Genomic DNA, 11,929 nt, shown 5'->3' on the forward strand with positions numbered 1-11,929 from the left:
GATCCGTGACGGGCGCGATGCCGCCGCCGCCATCCACAAGCATTTCACTGCCGCCACCCAGGCGGAAGCCGCGGAGTAAGATAACAATGAACCACGAAACCGCCCCCGAATTCCTCGCCGCCTGGGAGAAGAACAAGGACATCCTGCGCGAGACCTATCAGCCGGAGATGGAGCATGACGCCTGCGGTGTCGGCTTGGTGGCAGCACTTGACGGCAAGAAGCGCCGCGACATCGTGCAGGCGGGCATCGACGCGCTGAAGGCCGTGTGGCACCGCGGCGCGGTGGACGCCGACGGTAAGACCGGCGACGGCGCTGGCATCCATATCGAGATCCCGCAGGATTTCTTCGGCGCCGAGGTGAAGCGCGGCGGCGACCGCCTGCGCGAAGGCCCGATCGCGGTGGGCATGGTGTTCCTGCCCAAGACCGATCTCGGCGCGCAGGAGCGCTGCCGCCAGATCGTGGAAACCGAGATCCTGAGCTTCGGCTACCGCATCTATGGCTGGCGCCAGGTGCCCATCAACGTGGATTGCATCGGCGAGAAGGCGAACGCCACCCGGCCCGAGATCGAGCAGATCATGCTCTGGAACGCGCGCGGCATCTCGGAGAACGAGTTCGAGCGCGAGCTCTACATCATCCGCCGCAAGATCGAGAAGGCGGCGATCGAGGCGCAGATCACGGATCTGTATCTGTGTTCGCTCTCCTGCCGCAGCATTGTCTATAAGGGCATGTTCCTGGCCGAGAGCCTGACGGATTTCTACCCGGACCTGCTGGATGAGCGCTTCGTCTCGCGCTTCGCCATCTATCACCAGCGCTATTCCACCAACACCTTCCCCACCTGGAAGCTGGCGCAGCCCTTCCGCATGCTGGCGCATAACGGCGAGATCAACACCGTCGCCGGCAACATCAACTGGATGAAGAGCCACGAGACCCGCCTGGGCGCCGAGGGGCTGGACGAGTTCCTGGATTACGTGAAGCCGGTGGTGCAGGCGGGCGGGTCGGACACCGCGGCGCTGGACAATGTGTTCGAGCTGCTGGTGCGCGCCGGGCGCGATGCGCCGATGGCCAAGGCGCTGATGATCCCGCCCGCCACTGGCGCGGACGCGACGATGAAGCAGGCGCACAAGGATTTGTTCTCCTACTGCAACGCCGTGATGGAGCCCTGGGACGGCCCGGCCGCCGTGGCCGCCACCGATGGGCGCTTCGTCATCGCCGGGCTGGACCGCAACGGCCTGCGTCCGCTGCGCTACTCGATGACCCGCAACAAGATGCTGATCGTGGGCTCCGAGACCGGCATGGTGAAGCTGGATGAGGAGGACATCGTCGAGAAGGGCGCGGTCGGCCCCGGCCAGACCATCGCCGTCGACCTCCAGGAAGCGAAATTCTACCACGACGAGGAACTCAAGGACGAACTTGCCGCGCGCCAGGATTTCGGCGCCTGGACCAAGCGCATCACCGTCATCGACCATATCGTGAAGACGGACGCGCCTGAGCCGGTGCGGCTCGATGCCGAGGGCTTACGCCGCCGCCAGCTCGCCGTCGGCTTCACGCTGGAGGAGATGGAGCTGATCCTTCACCCGATGGTGGACGACGCGCAGGAGGCCATCGGCTCGATGGGCGACGACGCGCCGCTTGCCGTGCTTTCCGAGAAATATCGCGGCCTGCACCATTACTTCCGGCAGAGCTTCTCCCAGGTCACCAACCCGGCCATCGACTCCCTGCGCGAGACGCGGGTGATGACGCTGAAGACCCGCCTGGGCAATCTCGGCAATGTGCTGGAGGAAGACGAGACCCAGTGTAACCTGCTGCAACTCGACAGCCCGGTGCTCTCCACCGTGGAATTCGAGGCGATGCGCAAGACCATGGGCGCCTCCGCCTGCGTGGTAGATTGCACCTTCAAGGTGGCGAACGGGGAGGGCGGTTTGCGCCGCGCCATCGAGCGCATCCGCCGCGAGGCCGAGGAGGGCGTGCGCGCCGGCTGCACCCACGTCATCCTCACCGATGAGGCGATGGGCCCCGAACGTGCGCCGATCCCGATGATCCTGGCCACTGGCGCGGTGCATACGCATCTGGTTCGCCAGTCGCTCCGCACCTTCACCTCGCTGAACGTGCGCGCAGCCGAGTGCATGGACGTGCATTACTTCGCGGTGCTGGTCGGCGTGGGCGCCACCACGGTGAACGCCTACCTGGCGCAGGAATGCATCGCCGACCGCCATGCGCGCGGCCTGTTCGGCAATCTCAGCCTCAAGGAATGCGTTTCCCGCTACAAGAAGGCGGTGGACAAGGGCCTGCTGAAGGTGATGTCCAAGCTCGGCATCTCGGTCATCTCCTCCTATCGCGGCGGCTATAACTTCGAGGCCATCGGCCTCTCCCGCGCGCTGGTTGGCGAGTTCTTCCCCGGCATGCCGTCGCGCATCTCCGGCATCGGCCTGCCCGGCATCGCGCATGAGGTGCTGGAGCTGCACGAGGCGGCATGGAGCGGCAATGTCATGCCGCTGGACATTGGCGGCCAGTACCGCCTGCGCCGGACCGGCGAGGCCCATGCCTTCGACAACAACGCCATTCACCTGCTGCAGACGGCTGTCGGCAGCGGTTCCTACAAGATGTACAAGAAGTACACGGAGATGGTGCGCAAGCAGAAGCCGATCGCGCTGCGCGACCTGCTGGATTTCCGCCGCGACGGGCTGACCCCGGTCTCGGTGGACGAGGTTGAGAGCATCACCGAGATCCGCAAGCGCCTGCTGGCGCCAGGCATTTCGCTCGGCGCGCTCAGCCCCGAGGCGCATGAGACGCTCTCCATCGCCATGAACCGCATCGGCGCGCGCTCCGATAGCGGCGAGGGCGGCGAGGACCCGGCCCGCGCCGAGCCGCGCCCGAATGGCGACAACGCCTCCTCGGCCATCAAGCAAATCGCCTCGGGCCGCTTCGGCGTCACCGCCGAATACCTGAACGACTGCAAGGAGATCGAGATCAAGGTCGCGCAGGGCGCCAAGCCCGGCGAGGGCGGGCAGCTGCCCGGCTTCAAGGTGACGGAGCTGATCGCCAGGCTGCGCCACGCCACCCCGGGTGTGACGCTGATCTCCCCCCCGCCGCATCACGACATCTACTCGATCGAGGATCTGGCGCAGCTGATCTACGACCTCAAGCAGATCAACCCGCGCGCCACGGTGTGCGTGAAGCTGGTCTCGCGCTCCGGTATCGGCACCATCGCGGCTGGTGTGGCGAAGGCCAAGGCGGATGCGATCCTGGTCTCGGGCCATGTCGGCGGCACCGGCGCCTCGCCGCAGTCTTCGGTGAAATATGCCGGCATGCCGTGGGAGATGGGCCTCTCCGAGGCGCATCAGGTGCTGATGCTCAACCGTCTGCGCCACCAGGTGGTGCTGCGCACCGATGGCGGCATCAAGACCGGGCGCGACGTGGTGATCGCCGCCATGCTGGGCGCGGAAGAGTTCGGCATCGGCACGGCCAGCCTCGTCGCCATGGGCTGCATCATGGTGCGTCAGTGCCATTCGAACACCTGCCCGGTGGGCGTGTGCACCCAGGACGAGGCCCTGCGCCAGAAGTTTGAGGGCTCGCCGGAGAAGGTGATCAACCTGTTCTCCTTCGTGGCCGAGGAAGTGCGCGAGATCCTGGCCTCGCTCGGCTTCAAGTCGCTCAAGGACATCATCGGCCGTGCCGATCTGCTGCACCAGGTCTCCCGCGGCGCGGATTACCTGGACGACCTCGACCTCAACCCGATCCTGGCGCAGGCCGACCCGGGCCCGCATGCACGCTACTGCACGCGCGTGGGCCGCAACGAGGTGCCGGAGACGCTGGACGCGCAGATGATCGCGGACGCGCAGCAGTTCTTCCAGAGCGGTGAGAAGATGCAGTTGCAGTACAACATCCGCAACACGCATCGCGCCATCGGCACCAAGTTCAGCTCGCAGATCGTGGCCAAGTACCGCAAGGCCAAGCTGCAGCCGGACCATGTGACGGTGCGCCTGCGCGGCTCGGCTGGGCAGTCGCTCGGTGCCTTCGGCGTGAAGGGGCTGAAGCTGGAAGTCTTCGGCGATGCCAACGACTATGTGGGCAAGGGGCTTTCCGGCGCCACCATCGTGGTGCGCACCGGGCCGTCCTCCAAGCTTAAGACCAACGAGAACACGATCATCGGCAACACGGTGCTGTACGGCGCCACCTCGGGCGCGCTGTTCGCGGCCGGCATGGCGGGCGAGCGCTTCGCCGTCCGCAATTCCGGCGCCATGGCGGTGGTCGAGGGCATTGGCTGCAATGGCTGCGAGTACATGACCGGCGGCACCGTGGTGGTGCTGGGTGAGGTGGGCGACAATTTCGGCGCCGGCTTCACCGGGGGCATGGCCTTCGTCTACGACCGCGAGAAGAAGTTCGAGCTGCGCCTGAACCCGGATACGCTGCACTGGCAGCGCGTCGCCTCCGCCCACTGGGCCGAGGTGCTGAAGGGCCTGGTCGAGCGCCACGTGGCCGAAACGGAAAGCCGCTACGCCGCCACGCTGCTGAATGACTGGGACCGGGAGTTCCCGCATTTCTGGCAGGTGGTGCCGAAGGAGTACATCAAGTATCTCTCCGAGCCGCTGGACGACGCGCCCCAGGCCGAGCGGGCCTGAAACTAATCCGCCGGTGCCGCTTTAAGTTGCGCGGCACCGGTGGCATAGATGGGAGCTATGCGAATCCTGTATCATCTCCCGCTCTCTCCCTATTCGCGCAAGGTGCGGCTGGTGATGGCGGAAAAGCGCCTGCCCTTCGAGTTGAAGGTGGAGAAGGTGTGGGAGCGCCAGCCCGGCTATCTGGAACTCAACCCGGCCTGCACCGTGCCCCTCCTCGTCGAGGATAACGGCCTGGTCGTCCCGGATTCCCGCGTCATCTGCGAGTATCTGGAGGAAGCCTATCCGGAGGTGCAGCTGCTCAGCCACTCCATTCCGGAGCGGGTGGAGACAAGGCGGCTGGTGGCCTGGTTCGACGATAAATTCTTCTCCGAGGTGACGCGCCATCTGCTCTGGGAAAAGACCATGAAGCAGGCGCTGAAGCTCGGGCCGCCGGATGCCAACGCCCTGCGCGCGGGATACGCCAACCTCAAGCAGCATCTGGTTTATATCGGCTGGCTGGCCGAGCACCGGCGCTGGCTGGCCGGGGCCAATCTGTCGCTCGCGGATTTTGCCGCCGCGGCCCAGCTTTCCGCGCTGGACTATCTGGGCGACGTTGACTGGTCGGCCTCCGCCGCAGCCAAGGACTGGTACGCGCGGATCAAGAGCCGTCCCAGCTTCCGCGCCGTGCTGGTGGACAAGGTGAACGGCATCGCCCCGCCACCGCATTACGCGGATCTCGATTTTTAGCCCGTCATTGCGAGCCGCGCTTGCGCGGCGCGGCAATCCATCTCTTGATGCTACCTCGTTTGGCATCTGTCGTTAAACTGAACCAGCGTTTCGGTCAGGAGGGCCGATGCCAAGTGAGCCATTCGTGCGGTGCGGCAAGATGGATTGCTTCGCTGTGCTCGCAATGACCGGGTTGACGTTGCGATATGCGACGCGATGATGCGGCATGGAAAAACACCTTCTCATCTTCGGCCTCGGTTATTCCGGCCGCGCCATAGCCAAGGCGGCGCTGGCGGCGGGTTACGTGGTCACCGCCACCACACGCGGCGGGGCAACGCCTGAGCCTGGGGTGATGCTGGTCCCCTTCGACGCGGCGGATAGCGCCATTGCCACCGCCACGCATATTCTTGTCACCGCGGCACCGGATGAGCATGGCGATCCGGTGCTGGCGCGTTACCGAGAGGCCATCGAACACGCCAGAAAGTTGCGCTGGGTCGGCTATCTCTCCACCACCGGAGTTTACGGCGATGCTGGTGGCGCCTGGGTGGATGAGGACGCGCCGCCCAACCCCGGCTCCGAGCGCACGCGCCGCCGGGTGGAGGCTGAGGCGGCATGGTTAAGTGTTGCGCGGCCCGATTCAGACTTCGCGGCTGACGCCGCTCCGTCATCGGGACGCGCCATAAGCATCTTTCGTCTCGCGGGAATTTACGGCCCCGGGCGCTCGATGTTCGACGATCTCCGCGCCGGGCAGGGGCGGCATGTGGTCAAGCCCGGCCATGTGTTCGGGCGCATCCACCGTGACGATATTGCCCATGGCGTGCTCGCCGCCATGGCGCGCGAGGCTGGGGGCATCTTCAACTTCGCGGATGACATGCCCGCCGCCAGCGCCGATGTGGTGGTGGAGGCGGCACGGCTGCTCGGCGTGGAGCCGCCGCCGCCCGTGCCCTATGAGGAAGCGGTGAAAACCATGTCCGCCATGGCGCGCAGCTTCTGGGCGGAGAACCGCAAGGTCTCCACCGCCAAAACCAAGGCGGCGCTGGGCATTGCCTGGAAATACCCGGATTACCGGGCGGGGCTAGCAGCCATTCTGCAGGAGGAGGCTGCGCAGCGTCCCCTCTAGCAGGCCGAGATCGCGTGGGCGGGAAAGCCGGTGGTCGCCATCCTTCACGAAGGTGAGCCGTACATCCGGGGTTTCCAGCTGTTTCGCCAGTTCCAGGCTCAACCCCCAGGGCACGTCGGCATCCTGCATGCCGTGCAGGATGCGCACCGGGCAATCCACCGCGATCGGCGTGTTGAGCAGCAGATGCGCGCGTCCTTCCTCCAGCAGCCGCCATGTCAGCGGCAGCGGCTCGCCATATTCGGAGGGGCGGCGCAACACCCCTTGCGTCTTCATGATGTGCAGCTGGTCGGCGCTGAGTTCGAGGAGGATCAGCCGCTCGGTGAAGTCCGGTGCCGGGGCGATGAGCAGCAGCCCGCGCAGCCGCGCCTTGAGCCGCAGCGCCAGCAGCAGGGCGATCCAGCCGCCCATCGAGGAGCCGACGATCAGCAACTCCTGCTGCGGCACCACCTGGCTGATGACGAAGGCTGCATCCTCCAGCCAGCTGCCGATGGTGCCGTTGATGAATTCACCGCCGGAGCGGCCATGGCCGGAATAGTCGAAGCGCAGCATCGCCAGTCGCCCATGCTGGCAGATTTCCAGCAGCGCGGTGGCTTTGGTGCCGTTCATGTCTGAGGCATAGCCGGGGCAGAACACCACCACAGGCCCGGCGCCGGGCAGGTACTCATATTCCAGGTTCACACCAGCTACGCGGCAAATATTCGGCATTGGCTATTACCCCCAAATTCATGTTAGCGCGGCGGCCATGAATAATCGACGCCTAACGATTCTCCAGGTGCTGCCACAACTTGGCATGGGCGGCGCGGAGCGGGTGGCGGTGGAAGGCGCGGAGGCCGTGCACTTAAGCGGCCATCGCTCGCTGATCGCCGCCGGGGCCGGGCCGCTGGCGCCGCTGGCCGCCCGCGCCGGGGCGGAACTGGTGCTCCTGCCGCTGAACACCAAGAACCCGCTGAGCATTTGGCGCAATGTCCGCCGGCTGGAAGAAGTGATCGAGGAGAACGAGGTCGACTTGATTCACGCGCACTCCCGCGCGCCCGCCTGGTCGGCCTATTACGCCGCCAAGCGGCGCAAGATCCCGTTCGTCACCACGTATCATGGCGTCTATGGCGAGGAGAACGCGCTGAAACGCCGCTACAATGAGGTTATGGCGCGTGGCGACCGGGTGATCGCGGTCAGCAACTATGTCGCGGAGCTGATCCAGTCCCGTTACGGCATCGGCCCCGAGCGCGTGCGCGTGGTGCATGGCGGCGTGGATGTGGAGATTTTCGACCCCGCCACCGTGCTGGGTGACCGTTCCGTGCGCCTCGCGCGCGCCTGGCGGGCCGATTCCGGGCAGCCCACGATCATGCTCCCCGGGCGGCTCACCGGCTGGAAGGGACAGAAGCTGTTCATCGAGGCGCTGGCCTGGATGCGGCATCAGGATGTGCTGGGCATTCTCGTGGGCTCGGACCAGGGGCGCACGGCCTACACCGCCAGCCTTGTCGCCCTGGCCAAAAAGCTGGGCCTGGGGCCGCGCCTGCGCATGGCGGGGCATGTGGACGACGTGCCCGCGGCGATGATGCTGGCCGATGTGGTGGTGAACTGCTCGACCAAGCCCGAGGCATTCGGCCGCACCATCGTCGAGGCCCAGGCCATGGGGCGCGTTGTCGTCGCCGCGGACCATGGCGGCGCGCGGGAGACGGTGCTGGACGGCCAGAGCGGGTTTCTCGTGCCGCCGGGCAATGCCGCGGCACTCGCGGCGGTGCTGGATGCGATTCTGGACATGCCGGCCGAGGCGCGCATTGAGTTCGGGCGGCAGGCGCGCGGGCATATCGCCCGCAACTTCTCCCTGCCGGTGATGCAGACGCGGCTGCTGAACGTGTACGCGGAGCTGCTGGGGTGAAAATCCTCGTCATCAAGCACGGCGCCTTCGGCGACATCGTGCTGGCCTTTCCCGCCTTTGCCGCCATCCGCGCGGCGCATCCGGGGGGGCAAATCACGCTACTGACCACCAAACCCTATGCCGGGCTGCTGGGTAAAAGCCCGTGGTTCGATCGCGTGGAGGTGGACGCCAAGCCGGAAGCCTGGAACCTGCCCGGCCTGCTGCGCCTGCGCCGCCAGCTGCGCGGGTTCGATCTGGTTTACGACCTGCAAACCTCCGGCCGGTCCTCGCGCTATTTCGCCCTGGCCGGGCGGCCGGAATGGTCGGGCATCGCTCCGGGCTGCGCCCTGCCGCACCGCGATGCGAATCGCGGCCATGTCCACACGCGCGAGCGGCTTGAAGACCAGCTGCGCGATGCCGGGATTGCCAGCGTGCCGGTGCCGGACCTCTCCTGGCTGGCTGGGGATATCTCCGGCTTTGCCCTGCCGCCGGACTACGCCGTGCTGGTGCCAGGTGCTGCGCCGCACCGGCCGGAAAAGCGCTTTCCGGCTGAAAAATTCCGCGAGGTGGCGGCCGGGCTCGGGTTGCCCGTGGTGGTGGTTGGTACGGCGGGTGAGCGCGATCTCGCCAGGACCATCGGCGGGGTGGACCTGACCGGGCGGACGGATTTCTTTCAGCTTGCCTCGGTGCTGCGTGGCGCGAAGCTTGCCATCGGCAACGACACGGGGCCGATGCATCTCGCCGCCGCATTGGGCACGCGCTGCATTTCGCTGTTCTCGGCGGCCTCCGACCCGGCGCTCACCGCGCCGCGCCCCCCGGATGGCGGCTGGCCCACCATATTGCGCGCGCCAAATCTGCAAGACCTCCCGGTTGCGCAGGTGCTTGCCGCCCTGCCATAACGCCCTAGAATTTCTAGCCAAAGAGAAGAGACATGCCTGCAATCACATTGCCCGACGGTTCCGTTCGCTCCTTCGAGGGCGCGGTGACGGGCACTACGATCGCCGAGGCGATTGGGCCGGGCTTGGCCCGCGCCGCGCTGGCCATGGTGGTGAACGGCGCCGAGATGGATATGGCGCGCGAGATCACCGAGGATTCGTCGGTGAAGTTCGTCACCCGCAAGGATGAGGCGGCGCTGGAGCTGATCCGCCACGATGCCGCGCACATCCTGGCCGAGGCCGTGCAGGAACTCTACCCCGGCACGCAGGTGACGATCGGCCCCTCCATCGAGAACGGGTTCTATTACGATTTCTACCGCAACGAGCCGTTCAAGCCGGACGACCTCCCGGCCATCGAGGCGAAGATGCGCGAGATCGTGGCGCGCAACGAGAAATTCGTGCGCGAGGTGTGGACGCGCCACGAGGCGATCAATTTCTTCGAGGCCAAGGGTGAGCGCTTCAAGGCCGAGCTGATCCGCGACCTGCCCGAGGACCAGACCATCACCATCTACCGCCAGGGCGAGTGGCTGGACCTTTGCCGTGGCCCGCATCTGCGCTCCACAGCGGATGTCGGCACGGCCTTCAAGCTGATGAAGACCGCCGGGGCCTATTGGCGCGGGGATTCGAAGAACCCGATGCTGAGCCGCATCTACGGCACCGCCTGGCGCGACACCAAGGAACTGGACGCCTATTTGCACCAGCTTGAGGAAGCCGAACGCCGCGACCACCGCAAGATCGGCCGCGAGATGGATTTGTTCCACATCCAGGAAGAGGCGGTGGGCAGCATCTTCTGGCACCAGAAGGGCTGGAAGCTCTACCGCACGGTGGAAGCCTATATCCGCCGCCGCCTGGAGCAGAATGGCTACGAGGAAGTGCGCACGCCGCAGCTCGTGGACCGCAAGCTGTGGGAAAACTCCGGCCATTGGGACAAGTACCGCAAGAACATGTTCATCGCCGAGGTGGTGGAGGAAGAATCCACCCTGGCGCTGAAGCCGATGAACTGCCCCTGCCATGTGCAGATCTTCAAGCAGGGGCTGCGCTCCTACCGCCAGCTGCCCATCCGCATGGCCGAATTCGGCGCCTGCCACCGCTACGAGCCCTCTGGCGCGCTGCACGGCATCATGCGCGTGCGCGCCTTCACCCAGGACGACGCGCATATCTTCTGCACGGAAGACCAGATCGCCGACGAGACGGTGAAGTTCGTTGAGCTGCTGGAGAGCGTGTACAAGGATTTCGGCTTCGAGAGCTTCACCGTGAAGTTCTCCGACCGCCCCGAGGTCCGCGCCGGGGCCGACGAGGTGTGGGACCGCGCCGAGGGCGCGCTGAAGGCCGCCTGCGAGAAGGCCGGCGTGGAATACACGCTCAACCCGGGCGAGGGTGCGTTCTACGGGCCGAAGCTGGAATTCGTGCTGCGCGATGCCATCGGGCGCGACTGGCAATGCGGCACCATCCAGGTGGATTTCGTGCTGCCGGAGCGTCTGGACGCCGAGTACGTCACCTCCGAATCCGGCCGCGCCCGCCCGGTGATGCTGCACCGCGCGATCATCGGTTCGTTCGAGCGTTTCCTCGGCATCCTTATCGAGCAATATGCCGGGCGCTTCCCCCTCTGGCTGGCGCCGACCCAGGTTGTGGTGGCCACCATCGTCTCCGACGCCGATGATTACGCGGCCGAGGTGGCGGCGGTGCTGGCCAAGGCCGGGCTCTCGGTTGAGCTGGATGTGAGCAACCAGAAGATCCAGGCGAAGATCCGCGAGCATTCGCTGCACCATGTTCCCAATATTCTGGTCGTAGGACGAAAAGAGGCTGAGGAGCGCAAGGTTGCCCTGCGGCGCCTGGGTGGCGCGGCGCAGGAGATCCTGGGGCTGGACGAGGTTGTGGCGCTGCTCAAGGCCGAGGCCACCGCGCCCGACCTGCGGGGCGCCGAATAATGGCGCTGAAGATAGGCATCGTTCCCGTCACCGCGTTCCAGCAGAACTGCACGATTTTGTGGGATGACGAGACGATGCTCGGCAGCATCGTGGACCCCGGCGGGGACGTGCCGGACCTGCTCGACCTGCTGAAGAAGGCTGGGGTGACGCTCGCCGGCATTTTCATCACCCATGGCCATATGGACCATGCGGGCGGGGCGGCGGAACTCTCGGAGGCTACTGGCGTGCCCGTCACCGGCCCGGACATCGCCGACAAGTTCCTGCTCGACGACATGGAGGCGATGGGCGCGCGCTTCGGCCTTGTTTGCCGCAACTGCACGCCCGATGCCTGGGTGAAGGAGGGCGATATCGTCACCCTTGGCGGCGCGGAATTCGAGGTGCGGCATTGCCCGGGCCATACGCCCGGGCATGTGGTGTTCATCAACGACGCGCTGAAATTCGGCATTTTCGGCGATGTGCTGTTCCATGGCTCGATCGGGCGCACCGATCTCGGCGCTTACGGAAACCATGAGCAGCTGATCGAGAGCATCCGCACCAAGCTGCTCACCCTGCCGGATGATTTCCACTTTATCTGTGGCCATGGCCCGGATTCGAGCATCGGGGCCGAGCGGCGGAGCAATCCGTTTTTGCAGGATTAAAATCAGCAAAAACCCGGCATTGGCAAGCCCCCGAACGGTAATCCAGGTCCAATGTAGTTAAATGCATGGTGGCTGGTCTGGTTTTGCTGTGGCCGGCGCCGCGCCTATGAACGCGGCTGGCGGTGG

The 11,929-nt window shown here is 65.8% G+C and carries 8 protein-coding genes; 7 read left to right on the top strand and 1 reads right to left on the bottom strand.

Annotation, left to right across the window (positions count from 1 at the left end; genetic code table 11):
* Window positions 1-86 precede the first annotated feature (86 nt).
* The 3 genes from gltB to ACLPJJ_RS10140 all read left to right on the top strand — a co-directional run bounded on the left by gltB (window position 87) and on the right by ACLPJJ_RS10140 (window position 6,444).
* Window positions 87-4,619, top strand: coding sequence for a glutamate synthase large subunit (gene gltB, locus ACLPJJ_RS10130; RefSeq protein WP_443590856.1), 4,533 nt, complete (start codon window positions 87-89; stop codon window positions 4,617-4,619).
* Between the two features lie 57 nt (window positions 4,620-4,676).
* Complete coding sequence (locus tag ACLPJJ_RS10135) at window positions 4,677-5,345, top strand: glutathione S-transferase family protein (RefSeq protein ID WP_443590857.1); 669 nt, start codon at window positions 4,677-4,679, stop codon at window positions 5,343-5,345.
* Window positions 5,346-5,550: 205 nt separating this feature from the next.
* Window positions 5,551-6,444: an SDR family oxidoreductase gene (locus ACLPJJ_RS10140; protein ID WP_443590858.1), complete on the top strand. Its 894-nt coding sequence runs from the start codon at window positions 5,551-5,553 to the stop codon at window positions 6,442-6,444.
* On the opposite strand, the gene ACLPJJ_RS10145 is transcribed toward ACLPJJ_RS10140, so the two are convergent.
* Entirely contained in the window at window positions 6,400-7,149 is a 750-nt protein-coding gene (locus tag ACLPJJ_RS10145) for an alpha/beta hydrolase (RefSeq protein WP_443590859.1), read from the bottom strand. The genes ACLPJJ_RS10140 and ACLPJJ_RS10145 overlap by 45 nt on opposite strands.
* Before the next feature lie 67 nt (window positions 7,150-7,216).
* Between ACLPJJ_RS10145 and ACLPJJ_RS10150 the strand changes: the two genes are divergently transcribed.
* From ACLPJJ_RS10150 to ACLPJJ_RS10165, 4 genes are read left to right on the top strand one after another with little or no spacing between them, the layout of a single operon-like run.
* Complete coding sequence (locus ACLPJJ_RS10150; RefSeq protein WP_443590860.1) at window positions 7,217-8,323, top strand: glycosyltransferase family 4 protein; 1,107 nt, start codon at window positions 7,217-7,219, stop codon at window positions 8,321-8,323.
* Entirely contained in the window at window positions 8,320-9,201 is an 882-nt protein-coding gene (locus ACLPJJ_RS10155; RefSeq protein WP_443590861.1) for a glycosyltransferase family 9 protein, read from the top strand. Before ACLPJJ_RS10150 ends, ACLPJJ_RS10155 begins: the two co-directional genes overlap by 4 nt.
* Before the next feature lie 32 nt (window positions 9,202-9,233).
* On the top strand, window positions 9,234-11,165 hold the full coding sequence (thrS, locus tag ACLPJJ_RS10160; RefSeq protein ID WP_443590862.1) for a threonine--tRNA ligase: 1,932 nt from the start codon (window positions 9,234-9,236) through the stop codon (window positions 11,163-11,165).
* Window positions 11,165-11,803 (top strand): MBL fold metallo-hydrolase, encoded by a 639-nt coding sequence (locus ACLPJJ_RS10165; protein ID WP_443590863.1) that lies wholly within the window; start codon window positions 11,165-11,167, stop codon window positions 11,801-11,803. Before thrS ends, ACLPJJ_RS10165 begins: the two co-directional genes overlap by 1 nt.
* Window positions 11,804-11,929 lie beyond the last annotated feature (126 nt).

Source organism: Acidocella sp., assembly GCF_052326845.1.
Lineage (GTDB): Bacteria > Pseudomonadota > Alphaproteobacteria > Acetobacterales > Acetobacteraceae > Acidocella.

Bases quoted from the DNA above. Each gene is read 5' to 3' on its own strand.
- ACLPJJ_RS10165 (WP_443590863.1), top strand. From the start codon at position 11,165: ATGGCGCTGAAGATAGGCATCGTTCCCGTCACCGCGTTCCAGCAGAAC.
- ACLPJJ_RS10140 (WP_443590858.1), top strand. From the start codon at position 5,551: ATGGAAAAACACCTTCTCATCTTCGGCCTCGGTTATTCCGGCCGCGCC.
- thrS (WP_443590862.1), top strand. From the start codon at position 9,234: ATGCCTGCAATCACATTGCCCGACGGTTCCGTTCGCTCCTTCGAGGGC.
- gltB (WP_443590856.1), top strand. From the start codon at position 87: ATGAACCACGAAACCGCCCCCGAATTCCTCGCCGCCTGGGAGAAGAAC.
- ACLPJJ_RS10145 (WP_443590859.1), bottom strand. From the start codon at position 7,149: ATGCCGAATATTTGCCGCGTAGCTGGTGTGAACCTGGAATATGAGTAC.
- ACLPJJ_RS10135 (WP_443590857.1), top strand. From the start codon at position 4,677: ATGCGAATCCTGTATCATCTCCCGCTCTCTCCCTATTCGCGCAAGGTG.